This window comes from Chitinophaga sp. Ak27, assembly GCF_012726295.1.
In the GTDB taxonomy this organism is placed as follows: domain Bacteria; phylum Bacteroidota; class Bacteroidia; order Chitinophagales; family Chitinophagaceae; genus Chitinophaga.
Window position 1 is genome coordinate 1,803,908 of record NZ_JABAOB010000001.1, and the last position, 15,016, is coordinate 1,818,923.

The following is a 15,016-nucleotide window of genomic DNA, read 5'->3' on the forward strand; positions in this document are numbered from 1 at the left end:
CAATCTGGTGGAGATGGCGGGAATCGAACCCGCGTCCAAACACATTCGCCGAAAGCTTTCTACATGCTTATTTATGCATTGATTTGTCGGAACTCAGCAGGGGCATAACGAACCAACCTCGTTCTTATCCGTTTAGCTTCAGTACTCACTCACAGAAACCATGAGCACCTATCCCTATGGGTTTGATGATTCAGCGGCGGGAGTCGCATAAGGCGACAACTCCGGGCGGCTATAATGGGTGTCTAATCTCTGATTAGGCAGCCATGGCGTAGTTAGATTCGCCAATTAGAGTTTGGGTATTCAGATTATCGTGCTAATTATCCAACGCACGGCATGCTTACACTCTCAAAGATCTATGCTGTCAAAACCAGGCATCCCCGGTATTTTAGCTTACAAAGATAAGAAAAAAATGGAACATTTGATAACACAATCTCATCAAATGTTCCATTTTTACTTAAAATAATTTACTTACCAGGTTTCTCCAAACGTCCAGCCCATTGGCAAACAACAGTAAACCAAACAGGATCACCATTCCAAAAATCTGGGCATATTCCAGGAACTTCTCGCTGGGCTTACGGCCGGTAATGATCTCGTACAATAAGAACAGTACGTGACCGCCATCCAGGGCCGGAATAGGCAATATATTCATGAAAGCGAGGATAATGGATAGGAAAGCCGTCATTTCCCAGAACATACGCCAGTCCCATACTTCAGGGAACAGGTTACCGATGCTCATAAAACCACCGAGCGATTCTGTCACTTTCACTTCCTTGGAAACAAAGATCAGGCGCAGCTGCTGTACATACTTCACCAGTTTTTCTATGCTCTTGCTAAAACCTGCCGGAATCGCCTCCAGGAAAGTATAGGTTTTGGTTTTATATTCAAACGGATCTTTGGGATACACGCCAAACTGACCTTTATCATTCAGCTTCGCCGCCAGGTTCAGGGTGTCATTACCACGGATTACACTCACAATCACATCTTCATTTTTATGCTTCTTGATCTCCTTGGCAAAATCACTGAAGTAAGGCAATGTTATACCGTTGATGGCTACCAACCGGTCGCCTTTCTTCACGCCTACCGCAGCAGCAGCGCTGCCAGGCTGTGTACTGTCGGCCACATAAGGGAAACGGGGCACTGCAAAAGGCGCCTTCTGCTTCAGCAACTGGCGGATAAATCCATCCGGGATAGGCAGGTCTATCTCTTTTCCATCGCGTTCGATCTGAATGCTTTTAGCTTCGTGCAAGATCACGTCTCCGGGGATGGCATCAAATGCTTCAACAGTACGATGGTCGATGGTCAGGATCTTATCTCCATCCTGCATACCAATGCTCCGGGCCAGCGAATCCGTTACCACACCGTATTTGGCAGCAGATGTAGGTAAATAGGTTTCTCCCCAGTACCATAACATCATTGCATAAATGAAAAATGCCAGTACAATGTTAACCGTTACCCCTCCTATCATAATGATCAGGCGCTGCCACGCCGGCTTGGCCCGAAACTCCCAGGGCTGCGCAGGTTTGGCCATCTGCTCCTTATCCATACTTTCATCTATCATACCGGATATTTTTACATATCCTCCCAATGGTAGCCAACCTACACCATATTCTGTTTCTCCCTTTTTAATTTTAAAAAGAGAAAACCATGGATCAAAGAATAAATAGAATTTTTCCACCCTGGTTTTGAATAGTTTGGCCGGGATAAAATGGCCTAACTCATGCAATACTACCAAAATAGAGAGTGACAGTAATAACTGCCCGGCCTTCACCAATATTACCTCTGTAGTCATTTAGTTGTTTCTGCTTTAATCTGCCTAATATATCAGTTTTAATACATATTCAGGCAAAACTCTTTGTTAATTTTTTACCGGTAGTTTATATAACGATAGCATTGATAAGGGATGCGGCGTGTTCACGTGCAGCATTATCGCACTCGTAATAATCGTGCAGGGAAGGGGTGGCTATAAACGGTACTTTAACCAGCGTTTCTTCAATTACTTCCGTCATTTGCAGGAAGCCTATCCTGTTTTTCAGGAAGGCATTGACCACTTCCTCATTCGCCGCATTCATCACGCAGGCAGCATTACCGCCCTTATGCATGGCATCTGTGGCAATGGCGAGGTTACGGAAAGTTTTGGTATCCGGCTGCTCAAAAGTGAGGGATGGATAATTTCTGAAGGAAAACCGGGGAAAATCGTTGGCCAAACGGTCAGGATATCCCAGGGCATATTGTATAGGCAACTTCATATCCGGCAATCCCATCTGAGCTTTCAGTGAGCCATCTACAAACTGTACCATGGAGTGAATTATGGATTGGGCATGTATCACCACCTCAATATTTTCCGGGGCCAGTCCAAACAGCCAGCGGGCTTCAATCATTTCCAACCCTTTATTCATCAGGGTAGCGGAATCGATGGTGATTTTAGCGCCCATGCTCCAGTTGGGATGTTGCAGCGCATGGTCTTTCTTTACATTAATCAGGAAGTTCGGCTTTTTTCCCAGGAAAGGCCCGCCGGAAGCGGTGAGTATTACCTTTTCCACCTTGGTAAACGGCTCTCCCAGCAAACACTGGAAAATAGCCGAATGTTCAGAATCTACCGGGATAATGGGCACATTTTTCCTGCGGGCAGTAGCCATCACAATATCCCCAGCTACTACGAGGGTTTCTTTGTTGGCCAGCGCCACGGGCGTACCCTGTTCAATAGCAGCTAATGTGGGCGCCAGACCGGCAAATCCCATAATAGCCGCCAGCATCATGTCGATCGAACTCCAGGCAGCTACTTCTACCATCGCTTTCGGACCGGCAAATACTTTAATGCCTTTATCAAATAAAATGTCTTTTACCTGCTTGTACTTTGCTTCGCTGCCTATAACAACCGCATTGGGCTTAAATTTCAGCGCCTGCTCTATGAGCAGGTCCGCATTCTGCTGAGCGGTCAGCACTTCTACACTAAACCTTTCCGGATGCGCAGCGATCACCTCCAGGGCCTGTATGCCGATAGAACCGGTGGATCCGAAAATGGCAATCTTTCGTTTATTCATTACGGTGATTTACTTTTTTACAGTTAACAAAAAATGAAGAATCAGCTGCCGGCGTATGCCCAACAGCCGGTAATACAGCTTGAATCGCCGTTTATTTTTGTAAATACGCTGCCAGCTCATCTGCCAGCTTCCTGTCGTTACTTAAACGAGGCACTTTATTCTGGCCTCCCAGTTTTCCAATTGCTTTCATATAGTCAATAAAGCCCTGTTTACGCACAGTCCTTATTTTCAGGGGTTGTAATATATTGCCGGTCAACAGATCATCATAATAGATATTCTTTTGACGCATGTTATCATCTACTTTCCTCGCAAATGCGGCCATATCCTGCGGCATATTCTCAAACTCAACAAACCACTCGTGGTAAGGCAATTCACCATTAGTTTGCACCATAGGCGCCACCGTGAACTCTGTAATATGCACATTTTCTTCTGCGGCCGCCTTCATTAGGCTATGTTCCACTTCCTCCCCAATAACGTGCTCGCCAAAGGCCGATATAAAATGCTTAATACGCCCCGTTACCAGCAAGCGGTAAGGATTGGTGGAAATAAACTTCACCGTATCTCCCAGGTTATATCCCCATAAGCCCGCGTTGTTGTTGATCACCATGGCGTAATTTACACCTGTTTGCACATCTTTGAGCGATAGTCGGGTAGGATGTTCATTAAAAATTTCGTTGGCAGGGATAAATTCATAGAAAATCCCCGAGTTGGTGTTGAGCAACAGCCCTTCCTGCTCCTGCGAGTCCTGGAAAGCAAAAAAGCCTTCCGAGGCCGGGAAAGTTTCCACTGTATGAATGGGCGCGCCGATAGAAGCCATGAGCTTAGCCCGGTAAGGCTCGAAATTCACCCCTCCATATACCATTACATCAAAGTGTTTGAAAATTTCCCTGATGCGCTTGCCATTGGTACGCTCCATCAACCGGTCGAAATACATCTGTACCCATGGCGGAATCCCGCTGATCAGGGTCATATCCTGCTGCAGGGTTTCTTCCACTATTTTATCCAGCTTGGTTTCCCAGTCATCAATACAGTTGGTTTCGTACGATGGCAGCTGATTGGTACGCAGGTACCGGGGAATATGATGGTTTACAATCCCGCTCAAACGGCCGGTAGGAATGCCTCCTACCCGTTCCAGCTCGGGCGAGCCGGATAAGAAAATCATCTTGCCGTCGGCAAAAGCAGTGTTCCCCGTCTCCCCCATATAGTTCAGTAACGCATTACGGGCGGTATCTATATGATTATTAACAGATTCTTTGGAGATAGGAATATATTTAACGCCACTGGTGGTGCCGGAGGTTTTAGCCAGGTAGATAGGCTGCCCTTTCCACAGTACATTTTGCTTTCCTTCCTTGATCCTTTCTATATAAGGCTTAAACTGTTCATAATCTCTTAAAGGTACAGCCTGCTCAAACTCTTCATGGGTCTGTACCGCATTAAACTTATGTTCCGTTCCGAATTCAGTCTTTCTGCCTGTCTTTATCAACTCCTGCAGGATAGCATCCTGATCTTCTACCGCCCTTAACATTTCCTTCTTTATCTTATTATGTACGATAGAAGCAAATGGTTTGGCCAGCAGTGATTTAAACTTCATGCCTGTTATTTTATGATTGAGAGACTAAAGATTGGAATATTTTTCTATTTAATCATGGCCGTCAGTGGCTTTTCTACGGGAAAATCCACCGGTTTATAATAAATGACGAAACAATGAAATAAAAAATGCCCCGATCTTATCTGTGTTTTAATGCACGTAAACGACAAAAGTATACAAAATTGCGTTGGTTTGCACAGCAGATGGGCTGTTTTTGTAAGATCGCTGAATAGCAGGAAGATAGGGTAGTTGCAGCCCCATACGGGCTCATACAATTTGTTAAAATAATTTAAAATTCAAGAAAGTATGTATCTTTGAAATGATTAAGCTTTAAACGGTTCTCTACACATGTTTATACATTGTGAATTAAAAAAGACCGAAAAACTTTGTCTATTAGAAAACAAAAGGTTACTTTTGCGGAAATTATATTTTGGATAATTATGTTTGCAGTTGTAAAAATCGCAGGTCAGCAATTTAAAGTACAAAAAGACCAGGAAATTTTTGTACAGCAGTTACAAGGAAATATTGGCGACAAAGTGGAGTTTTCCGATGTGCTGTTAACAGATAATGCTGGTAAGCTGTCCGTAGGCACTGATGTAAAATCAGTAGTAAAAGCAGAGATTCTGGCTCATGTTCAGGGTGATAAGGTTATCGCTTTCAAAATGAAGAGAAGAAAAGGCTTCAGAAAGAAAGTTGGTCACCGTACCCACTTTACAAGAATCAAAATCAATGAAATAGCTTAATTCGTTTTAGGCTAAATTTTTTTATTAGACAAAGTTAAAGTAACTATACAATGGCACATAAAAAAGGTGAAGGTAGTGTAAAGAACGGCCGTGACTCCCACAGCAAAAGGCTGGGAGTAAAAATCTTTGGTGGTCAACCTGCAGTTTCTGGTAACATCATTGTTCGCCAGAGAGGTACAGTTTATCATCCCGGTCAAAACGTAGGCGTTGGTAAAGATTTTACCATTTTCGCAATGACAGATGGTGTGGTTGAATTCAGAAAAGGTCGCGAAAACAAGACTTACGTTTCTGTTAAAGCATTTGACACCACTGCTCAGGCAGAAGCCTAATCAGTGTTAGCCATAAAGTTTTTTTTAATACCCAATTTTTTTACTAACCCAAATTCAAAAAACAATGGCAACAATTAAAAAAGCAGCTGCTAAGAAAGCTGCACCAAAAAAAGCTGCTGCTAAGAAAGCCGCTCCTAAAAAAGCTGCTGCTAAAAAAGCTGCTCCTAAAAAAGCTGCTGCTAAGAAAGCCGCTCCTAAGAAAGCTGCTGCTAAGAAAGCCGCTCCTAAAAAAGCTGCTGCTAAGAAAGCCGCTCCTAAAAAAGCTGCTGCTAAGAAAGCCGCTCCTAAAAAAGCTGCTGCTAAGAAAGCCGCTCCTAAAAAGAAAGCTGCTCCTAAGAAAGCCGCTGCTAAGAAAGCTGCTCCTAAAAAAGCTGCTGCTAAGAAAGCTGCTCCTAAAAAGAAAGCCGCTGCTAAGAAACCTGCTGCTAAGAAGAAAGCTGCTCCTAAAAAAGCTGCTGCTACTCCTCCAGCTGCACCTCAAGCTCCGGCTAACTAAGATCGGAATTACAAAATGTAGTTATAAGGATCCTGGCTATATAGCCAGGATCTTTTTTATTGCAGAAAACTGAAAGCCTAAAGCAAAACGCTATTGAAATGATTGACCATAGCAAACTCTACAGTATTAATGAAGATCACCGGTTAGCATAGCTTTTTGCTTTACGCTTTCAGCTTTCTGCTTTAAATTTACCACATGGACAATTACTCAATTGCAGATAACTTCTCCCTGCTCTCCAAACTCATGGACATACACGGAGAAAATAGCTTTAAAGCCAAATCATTCGCCAGCGCAGCATTTACGATAGAAAAACTGCCCTCCCAACTCAAAGACACCTCCCGCGAAGATATATTCCGGATCAAAGGCATCGGGGAATCTACCGGTAAAAGCATACTCGAAATGCTGGACACCCAACAATTTCCCCTGCTCAATCAATACCTGGAAAAAACTCCCGCCGGCATCCTCGAAATCATGAAGATCAAAGGCCTGGGACCCAAAAAAATAGCCACCATCTGGAAAGAACTGGAAGTGGAATCGATGGGAGAATTACTCTACGCCTGTAACGAAAACCGCCTCATGCTCCTCAAAGGCTTCGGCGCCAAAACCCAGGAAAGCGTAAAACAAAACATTGAATTCTATCTCGCTAACCGCCACCGCTTCCTCTATGCAGAAGTAGCCACCATTGGCTATCAACTGGAAAAACAACTGCATGAATTACTCGCGCCCGCCAACGTATCTGTTACCGGGGCCTTCCGCCGTCATAGCATCATCATCGATGAAATCGAATTTTTAATAGCTGCTCCCGCCACCACCATCACGGCGCAACTCAGCACCCTGCCAGGATTTTCCCTCCTCATGGATAACGGCCAGCACCTCGTATGGCAACTCGATGGGAAACTGAAAATTATTACCCACAGCTGCAACACGGGCGACTTTTACGCACAACTCTTTGCCTCCACCGGTAGCTCCGCCTTCATCGATAAATTCAACGCCGCCGGAGGCGCCGCCTTCGTTTCCGGCGCCAGCTCGGAAGAAGCCATCTTCTCCGCCGCCGATATGGATTATATTCCGCCATTCTTACGGGAAGGCAACAAGGAATTGTCCCTCGCCCGCGAACACCAGCTGCCCGAAGTCATTACCGCCGCCGATATCAAAGGAATTATACACTCCCATAGCAACTGGAGCGACGGCGAATCTTCCCTGGAAGAAATGGCCCTCGCCGCCAAAGCACAAGGGTTCGAATACCTCGTAATCAGCGATCACTCCCGCTCCGCCTTCTATGCCAATGGCCTCTCCATCGAGCGAATAACTGCCCAACATGCAGAGATTGAAGCACTGAACAAAAAACTGGCTCCCTTCCGCATTTTTAAGAGCATAGAAGCCGATATCCTCAACGACGGTACCCTCGATTATCCCGATGAAATTTTGGCTAAATTTGACCTCGTCATCGCTTCTGTGCATTCCAATCTCAAAATGACAGAAGAAAAAGCGATGGCACGCTTGCTGAAAGCCATCGAAAATCCTTACACCACGATACTTGGACATATGACCGGTCGCCTGCTCCTCAGCAGAAGCGGCTACCCCGTCAATCACAAAGCCATTATCGATGCCTGTGCAGCACACCAGGTAGTCATTGAACTCAATGCCCACCCACGCCGCCTCGATATCGACTGGACCTGGCTGCCTTATGCCCTCGAGAAAAAAGTACTCATCTCTATCGATCCCGATGCCCACAGCATCAGTGGATTTAAAGATATTCATTACGGCGCCCTGGCCGCCCAAAAAGGAGGCATCACCAAAGCAAACAATCTAAGCAGTTACACTGTTGACAGGCTGGATAATTACCTGCAGCAACGCAGACAACAAAAAAATATGCTTCCATGATGCTATTGGCACTGGCCGTGGCTCCCGGTTTTGCCATCTGCCTGTTTATTTACCTGATAGATAAATATGACCGCGAACCCACCAGCCTGCTCATAAAGAGCTTCTTACTGGGAATGGGCTGCGTGGTTTTTCCACTTGTGATACAGGGACTGGCAGCCGCCATGGGCTGGCATGAAAACAATGGTACCATACTGGGCACCGCCGCTTTTGCCTATGGTATTGTAGGATTATCGGAAGAACTGGCCAAATTCATGGTACTCCTCCTCTACGCCTACCCCAAAAAAGCGTTTAATGAACCACTCGACGGTATCGTATACGCCGTGATGATTGGAATGGGCTTCGCTACCCTCGAAAATATTGCCTACGTAGCGCAATATGGATTCGGCACCGGCGTAGCACGCATGTTCCTCTCTGTACCCGCACATGCCACCTTTGCCATATTGATGGGCTACTACACCGGCCTTGCCAAATTTATACCGCAGCGCAGCAGCGACCTGTTGTTCAGGGGACTGTTAATCGCCATATTCTTCCATGGCAGCTTCGATTTCTTCTTGTTTCTCGGTAATAATATCTTCCTGATGGGCGCTTCCGTGATAACGCTCATCTTTGCCATACGGCTATCCATCAGGGCTATACGAAAGGATGCCCGCCTGTCGAAGGAAATACATGAACACGGACAACAGCATATAGAAAGCTGACAGCCAGAGACGTCAATCGCGGAAAGCGAATGAGCGCTGCGGATACTATCTCCCAACAGCCCCATTCGCTTTCATCGTTTTCTGCTTTCCCGTACCTTTGAAAAAAAACACCATGAGGCTCATATATATCTACGATCCTTTGTGCGGTTGGTGCTATGGATTTACCCCCGTTATTCAACAGTTACAGGAACGCAATAACGGAACCATGACCTTCGATATTCTCTCCGGGGGAATGATCATCGGTGATAACCGTCACCCGTTTTCCGCTATGGCCGCCTATATTCAACGCGAACATACCAATGTGGAAAATATGACCGGCGTGAAATTTGGAACAGCCTTCCTGGAAAAATTATTGCCTTCTGCCGAAATGATGGATTCAGAAAAACCCAGCATCGCATTAACCGTTTTCAAACAATATCAGCCGGAAAATGCCATCAGCTTTGCACATGATATGCAGGTGGCACTGAATTATTCCGGGCTAAGCCTGAACCAGGACAGCACCTACCGCATGTTGATAAAAAAATTCAGCCTGCCGGAAGATGAATTCATCGATCGCCTCCACCAGGAACATTACCGCTATGAAACACACCAGGAATTCCAGTTAATCCAAAACTGGGGCATCACCGGGTTTCCAGCCGCGATCCTCGATACGGGCAAACAACTTTACCTCTGTGCCCGGGGATTTACGCCACTGGAACAACTCGAACAAACGATCGAAAACATACTGAAAGAAGACAGCACCTTATAACACCAGCTACTATGTACCAGATAACATCAGCAACGGTAAATGATATTCCTGTTATACAGGACCTCACCAACAGGATATGGCGGCCCACCTACCAGTCTATCCTCTCCCCGGAACAAATCGAGTATATGCTGGAAATGATGTACAGCACCGCCGCCCTCGAAAAACAAATCAATGCCCTGCAGCATCAGTTTATCATCCTGCGGGATGATAATAACCCAATCGGTTTTGCCTCCTATAGCGCCACTGACATGCCTGATATTTTCAAATTGCAAAAAATTTATCTTGATCTCAACTACCAGGGAAAAGGCGTAGGTAAAATGCTGCTGTCGGCAGTAGCCGACCAGGTAAAGGCCCGCGGAGCCAGTATCCTGGAACTGGATGTGAACAGGTTCAATAAGGCAAAATATTTCTATGAAAAACAGGGGTTCAGCGTGTATAAGGAAAAAAATACCGACATCGGAAGGGGCTACCTGATGGAAGATTATGTGATGCGGAAACCGCTGCCATAAAAAAGCCCGGTAAGGATATACCAGGCTATTCCCAAGTTAACCATTAAAAGACACAACTCTTTTAAAATCAAAATTACTTGTCTATGGTTATATACGGGTAGCGCCAAATCCCGGATTTCCCTGGTATAAAAAAAGCAGCATCTTTTATATTATAATATAAAAGATGCTGCTTTTTAGCTTATTATTCGGATGGTAAGGAATCCAATTGGTCTACCTCCCTAAAAAAATTCCCGCATAGTAAACCATGCGGGAATGTAGGTGTGCCTGAAGCGCGTATATCGGTTATTGATCCAAGCCGTTATTATTTGGCTGTCAGCACAGTGCCTTCGTCATTATCATCATCGTGGATAACGGCTATGGCTTTGTTGAGCTTCAGCTCAGGGGAAATTTTCAGCATCCCTGCATTGCCGGCTGCGGTAGCATCACGCAATTTCACAACTACCTGTGCATCTGGTTCCTTTACACGGTCGTTTACCAGTGCTACCTGGATATCCGTTTCACTGAACGCACAATCACCGGTAATTTTCACCATATCTCCGTTCATGATAACATAATCTTTACCATAAGCAGCTGTGCTGGTAGAATCTACACCAAAGAAGATGTTGATATCACTACCTGTACAGTTGGTTTGTACGGATTGGTCAGCCGCCTTTACCAGGATACATTTAAACATACTTACCGGGGCAGTGGCAGATTCGTTGGCATCTGTCAGTTTAACCAGGGTAATATAGGCCGGTTGATCCTGTATGTATTGAGAAGCAGAAATAGAGGTAACGTCTCCGTTGTAACCCACTACTGCTTCGTTTTCCGCCTTGATCTCGCTTAATACCAGTACCACGGTTTCCGCCAGTTCAAAACGGTTGTCATCTTTCACTTTTACATTCAGGCTGGCAGTAGTGGCGCCGCTATCAATCGCGAAAGGCGCTTTAATGCTGCTTACAAAGTCGGCCCCAGGCAAAGCGGTACCGTTACCAAACTTATAGGTCAGGCGAACGGGCTTGGAAGTGGCGTTGATCAATGGCGTATTATCTCTCTTAAATAGCCCGGCAGAAAATACCACATCTGTACCAGGTTCCGCGCCATTGCTGCCACCTATAAACTTCACCATGGCCGGCTGATCGAGGATGGTCACTTCACCTTTGGCCTTGGTCAGGTAGAGGTCGGAAGCGTCGAGTATTTCTACATGGAAAGCTTCTTTACCTTCCAGCAGGTTATCACTTTTTACAGGTATCTGTATACTTTTGGAGATAATAGCGCCCGCTGCAAATTCGGAAGGCACAAAGGAGATAGTTCCTTCGGTAACATCGAAATCAGCCGCTCCAGCGCTACCTTTATGAGGTATGGTTTTATAATGTACGTTAACGGGTGTACGAACACCATTACTTCTCAGAAAGCCGGATAAAGTAATGGTCAGCGTAGCATTGGATAAACCGTTCAGTGGTTCAGATACGGCGATATCGTTGATAGAAACGCCATGGCTGATCTTAATGATACGGTTGCCATCTTCATCACCACCACCGGCAGCAATAATTTCGCCGGAAGGACTCATCAGCAGGGAAGCCAGCGAGGTTTTAGCATCGTATTTACCCAGTTGTTTGTCGAACATCATTTCACCATCGGGACTTACTTTAATCATACGGTAACCTTCCCTGGTTACTACGCAGATTTCATCGTCTTCTGTGAGTAATAAATGCTGAAAAACAGAACCCATGTTTTTATCTACCACGGTAGTTCCATCGGGCAATAACTTTACGATCTTACCGGTATTGTTAGTAACGTTACCGCCTGCAGCCACTACCTTGCCATTTTTACCTACTTCCAGGGCGTATAATGCAGCGTCTGTTTCCTTGTTGAACAATTCTGTTCCGTCAGGACGCAGCTTCACGATACGGCCTTTATCTTTTTCTTCTGCACAGGCAAAAATCTGTCCCAGGTCATTTACTTTGATGGCGTTGAATTTACCATCTACGGTGCTGTATTCTTTATCAAATACTACCTGTCCTTCCACGTTTACTTTAGCAATGCGGCTGGCATTGCCGGTACCATAGGCGCCACCGCCCATAGCCAGTACTGCGCCATCTTCCAGCAACAGCATCTTTTCAAAAATAGCACCTGGTTTACCGAAAGAAAGTTCGAACTGCTTTTCTCCTTTACCATTTACTTTTACCATGTAAGCTTTACCTTGTCCATCGCCCACGTCGCCACCTACAGCAACAATGTTCTCATCTTCATCTATCAGCACATTGGTAAATACGTTATGAGCGCCAAATCCCTTATCGAATTCTATGCGGCCATCCGGTGTCATTTTGGTGATACGGGCCTGTGCAGGCTTGCTGCCATCTACTCCTACGGTAATGTAGTTACCATGACGGTCTACAATTACCCGGGTAAAGTAGCCGCCCTGGCCATTCCCAATGCTTTTGTCAAATATTACTTCCCCGGTAGCCGACAACTTGGTGATACGGGCATTACCATAAGCAATGGTACCGCCCCCCACCGCCACCAGCTCATTTTTGGGTAATAAAAGCATGTCCTGGTAAGCTACCAGTCCGCCTTTATTCAGTTTGGCATTGTAAATAAGGTTTCCTGTGGAAGATAATTTGGTAATACACCCATTATCTGTTCCCCCGCCGATAGCAACAATAGCGTTGTTGTCTGCAATAGCCAGTTTCTTATACTGGTTCTTGGGACCACTGAAGCTCTTGTTAAACACTACAGGCATTTCCTGTGCGAAGGCTTGCGAGCCCAGCGCCAGTAAAAGCATTAGTGAAGAGATCTTGTTCATTTGTGTTAATTTGATATACGCTAAAAAATAACCGATAAAAAAGTTTATAAAATCCGGATCTCACAGCGCCTGTTCACGCCCTGCAGCTGGATGAAAGCATCCCGGTTGCCCGACAGGCTGTAGTGAGTAGCTACCCACACCGGTTTGGTAGATCCGAAATAATTAATCCTGACCTTGTCCGCATACACGCCCCTGCTCAGCAGGCATTCCTGTATATACGCCGCACGATTCCGGGAAAGTAACAGGTTGTACTTTTCCGTTCCGATAATATCGGTATGCCCGTTCACCAGTATTATTCTCTGCGGATTGGCTTTCCAGACCTTGAAAATAGAATCAAGCTTGCGCCATTCCTGGTCCTGCGGTACATAGGAATTAAGGTCATAGTAGATAACCCCGGGAACCCGCCACAACATTTCCAGCGCTTTCACCGTGCTGTCTGTGAGCAACGTATACGCTTTACCGTTACCAGCTACTGGGTAGCCGGCAGATCGTTGCCAGGAAACCATTTCCGGGCTGCTGTAAGTGGCATCACTGGTGTAAACAGGCGCTGTTGCCGGCACCCTGCCCGCAGCGGAAGTAACCGTTTGGGTGGTAGCTGGACCGGCATTCTGCCAGGGAATCATTTCAGGAGAGCTGTCGGTAATATCGTCCGCATAGTTGGTTACCTTGCGCTCCGGCTCTGCCGTCGCTATGGTAGCAGGCTTTACTACAGCAGGCATCACCACCTTTTGTTCCACAGGTTGGTTATCATAGCGTTGGTCACCTACTAAAGTCAGCTGTTGACGGCTATCCGCCTGGTTCATGGTATAAGGCACTCTATCGTCTTCTTTTACTGGTTTGCCGGGATAAGGCAAATCCAGTTGTTTCAAAGGATTTTTCTTCAGGTTTAACACATAGATATGATCATTATCATGTGCCCCTGAACGGTCTGATGTAAAATATAATAATAGCTTCTTTTCGTCCAGGACGGGATTCAGGTCATCAAACTGTGTATTTACGGGATAAGGCAAATGCACGGTGCCTTCTTCCGGCTTTTTGATGTTGATCACGAAGATGTCCAGCCCCCCGAAGCCACGAAGGCCATTGGAAGAAAAGAACAACTGCTCACCTATTACGAAAGGATATAACTCATTTCCATTGGTATTTACCTGGGGCCCCATATTCACAGGCGCTTTCCACCGCTTTTCCTCTTTATCCCAGTCAGCATAGTATATGTCTGTTCCGCCGAAGCCGCCAGGCATATCGGATGCAAAGTACAAACGTTTACCGTTCGGTGCAACTGATGGATGCAGGAAAGAGTAAGATGCTGAATTTTTCCCCAGCTTTACAGGTACCGGTTTACTCCAAACATCGTGTTCCGGCTGATAAATAGCGGATAATAGCTGGGTACCATTATTATAGTTGATGTAAGAATTTTTATCATTCTTTACATCGGTGTACCGGTTGGAGGTGTAAATCACCTTCTTTCCGTTATCAAAAAAAGAAGCCGGCCCCACCTGTAATACGCCTCTCAGGCTATTATTAAACGGTTCTATACCGTCTTCTGAAATCTGGTACAGCTTGGAGTTGGTGTAGAAGGTCTGCTGATCCTTCTTCTTAAAATCGTTGGACAGAAAAACGATGTTATCCTGGTATAAGGCCAGGCCATATTGGTAACCGGGCAGGTTTAATCGCAAACTGTCTACCCGTATATTAGCCATTGAATCACGGTTAAAGAACTTGTAATAGTCTACCAGCGATGCCTGCAGGTTGGTAAACCGGGCATTGTCTTTATAGCTTTGGGCGTACACATCGCTGATCTGTTGCGCCTTGGCTACTCTCCCGGTACGTTTCAGCAAGTCGATGTAATTGGTTACATCGGTCACCAGGATATCTTTTTCCGGCTTATAGAGCAGTTCGTCGTATAAGCTGATTGTTTTTTCAAACTGTCTCGTTTCAAAATACACCCTGGCTAAGGTTAATTTAGCCCGGCGTGATACTTCTTCAGAAGCGCCGTTATTGATCACACTATTACACAGTGAGATGGCCCCGGCATATTCCTGTCGCTTATACAGGCGTTCTGCACGCTTTGCTTTAGCCATACTCCCCAAGCCCCCCAATTGCACATGATCCTTTACGAAACTACAGGAAACAAACAGGGAAACAATGCTCAGAAAAAGTATGAGGGAATAGAAATTAAACTTTCGCATACTATT

General features: G+C 45.6%; 12 protein-coding genes and 1 other RNA gene. 7 read left to right on the plus strand and 6 right to left on the minus strand.

The window, feature by feature from the left end; all coding sequences use genetic code 11:
- Positions 1–5: 5 nt before the first annotated feature.
- From ssrA to HGH90_RS07115, 4 genes are all read right to left on the minus strand, one after another.
- Positions 6–379, minus strand: a transfer-messenger RNA (tmRNA) gene (ssrA, locus tag HGH90_RS07100).
- A gap of 75 nt (positions 380–454) precedes the next feature.
- The gene (gene rseP / locus HGH90_RS07105) at positions 455–1,789 is read right to left on the minus strand and encodes an RIP metalloprotease RseP (RefSeq protein WP_168762336.1); all 1,335 of its coding nucleotides are present in this window, start codon (positions 1,787–1,789) and stop codon (positions 455–457) included.
- 85 nt (positions 1,790–1,874) lie between these two features.
- Complete coding sequence (locus tag HGH90_RS07110; RefSeq protein ID WP_168762335.1) at positions 1,875–3,041, minus strand: 1-deoxy-D-xylulose-5-phosphate reductoisomerase; 1,167 nt, start codon at positions 3,039–3,041, stop codon at positions 1,875–1,877.
- Between the two features lie 91 nt (positions 3,042–3,132).
- Positions 3,133–4,632 (minus strand): GH3 auxin-responsive promoter family protein, encoded by a 1,500-nt coding sequence (locus HGH90_RS07115; protein WP_169190727.1) that lies wholly within the window; start codon positions 4,630–4,632, stop codon positions 3,133–3,135.
- Between the two features lie 437 nt (positions 4,633–5,069).
- Here HGH90_RS07115 and rplU point away from each other — a divergent pair, with 437 nt between their 5' ends.
- The 7 genes from rplU (at position 5,070) to HGH90_RS07150 (ending at position 10,036) form a co-directional block, all read left to right on the plus strand.
- Positions 5,070–5,372 (plus strand): 50S ribosomal protein L21, encoded by a 303-nt coding sequence (gene rplU, locus HGH90_RS07120; RefSeq protein WP_168740011.1) that lies wholly within the window; start codon positions 5,070–5,072, stop codon positions 5,370–5,372.
- 50 nt (positions 5,373–5,422) lie between these two features.
- Complete coding sequence (rpmA, locus tag HGH90_RS07125) at positions 5,423–5,701, plus strand: 50S ribosomal protein L27 (protein ID WP_145671409.1); 279 nt, start codon at positions 5,423–5,425, stop codon at positions 5,699–5,701.
- A 64-nt stretch (positions 5,702–5,765) separates the two neighbouring features.
- Positions 5,766–6,197 carry a histone H1-like repetitive region-containing protein gene (locus HGH90_RS07130; RefSeq protein WP_145671410.1) on the plus strand — a complete coding sequence of 144 codons (432 nt, stop codon included), beginning with the start codon at positions 5,766–5,768 and terminating at the stop codon, positions 6,195–6,197.
- 195 nt (positions 6,198–6,392) lie between these two features.
- Positions 6,393–8,081, plus strand: a complete 1,689-nt coding sequence (locus HGH90_RS07135) for a DNA polymerase/3'-5' exonuclease PolX (RefSeq protein WP_169190728.1) — start codon at positions 6,393–6,395, stop codon at positions 8,079–8,081.
- Entirely contained in the window at positions 8,078–8,779 is a 702-nt protein-coding gene (locus tag HGH90_RS07140; RefSeq protein WP_168762332.1) for a PrsW family intramembrane metalloprotease, read from the plus strand. Before HGH90_RS07135 ends, HGH90_RS07140 begins: the two co-directional genes overlap by 4 nt.
- Before the next feature lie 112 nt (positions 8,780–8,891).
- Complete coding sequence (locus HGH90_RS07145) at positions 8,892–9,527, plus strand: DsbA family protein (protein WP_168762331.1); 636 nt, start codon at positions 8,892–8,894, stop codon at positions 9,525–9,527.
- Positions 9,528–9,538: 11 nt separating this feature from the next.
- Positions 9,539–10,036, plus strand: coding sequence for a GNAT family N-acetyltransferase (locus tag HGH90_RS07150; protein WP_168762330.1), 498 nt, complete (start codon positions 9,539–9,541; stop codon positions 10,034–10,036).
- Positions 10,037–10,337: 301 nt separating this feature from the next.
- On the opposite strand, the gene HGH90_RS07155 is transcribed toward HGH90_RS07150, so the two are convergent.
- Positions 10,338–12,821 (minus strand): Calx-beta domain-containing protein, encoded by a 2,484-nt coding sequence (locus HGH90_RS07155; protein WP_168762329.1) that lies wholly within the window; start codon positions 12,819–12,821, stop codon positions 10,338–10,340.
- Positions 12,822–12,865: 44 nt separating this feature from the next.
- Positions 12,866–15,010 carry an OmpA family protein gene (locus HGH90_RS07160; protein WP_169190729.1) on the minus strand — a complete coding sequence of 715 codons (2,145 nt, stop codon included), beginning with the start codon at positions 15,008–15,010 and terminating at the stop codon, positions 12,866–12,868.
- Positions 15,011–15,016 lie beyond the last annotated feature (6 nt).

What these genes read in the sequence shown, in the direction of transcription:
- rseP (WP_168762336.1), bottom strand. Translation starts at nt 1,789, where the DNA reads ATGACTACAGAGGTAATATTGGTGAAGGCCGGGCAGTTATTACTGTCA.
- HGH90_RS07110 (WP_168762335.1), bottom strand. Translation starts at nt 3,041, where the DNA reads ATGAATAAACGAAAGATTGCCATTTTCGGATCCACCGGTTCTATCGGC.
- HGH90_RS07115 (WP_169190727.1), bottom strand. Translation starts at nt 4,632, where the DNA reads ATGAAGTTTAAATCACTGCTGGCCAAACCATTTGCTTCTATCGTACAT.
- rplU (WP_168740011.1), top strand. Translation starts at nt 5,070, where the DNA reads ATGTTTGCAGTTGTAAAAATCGCAGGTCAGCAATTTAAAGTACAAAAA.
- rpmA (WP_145671409.1), top strand. Translation starts at nt 5,423, where the DNA reads ATGGCACATAAAAAAGGTGAAGGTAGTGTAAAGAACGGCCGTGACTCC.
- HGH90_RS07130 (WP_145671410.1), top strand. Translation starts at nt 5,766, where the DNA reads ATGGCAACAATTAAAAAAGCAGCTGCTAAGAAAGCTGCACCAAAAAAA.
- HGH90_RS07135 (WP_169190728.1), top strand. Translation starts at nt 6,393, where the DNA reads ATGGACAATTACTCAATTGCAGATAACTTCTCCCTGCTCTCCAAACTC.
- HGH90_RS07140 (WP_168762332.1), top strand. Translation starts at nt 8,078, where the DNA reads ATGATGCTATTGGCACTGGCCGTGGCTCCCGGTTTTGCCATCTGCCTG.
- HGH90_RS07145 (WP_168762331.1), top strand. Translation starts at nt 8,892, where the DNA reads ATGAGGCTCATATATATCTACGATCCTTTGTGCGGTTGGTGCTATGGA.
- HGH90_RS07150 (WP_168762330.1), top strand. Translation starts at nt 9,539, where the DNA reads ATGTACCAGATAACATCAGCAACGGTAAATGATATTCCTGTTATACAG.
- HGH90_RS07155 (WP_168762329.1), bottom strand. Translation starts at nt 12,821, where the DNA reads ATGAACAAGATCTCTTCACTAATGCTTTTACTGGCGCTGGGCTCGCAA.
- HGH90_RS07160 (WP_169190729.1), bottom strand. Translation starts at nt 15,010, where the DNA reads ATGCGAAAGTTTAATTTCTATTCCCTCATACTTTTTCTGAGCATTGTT.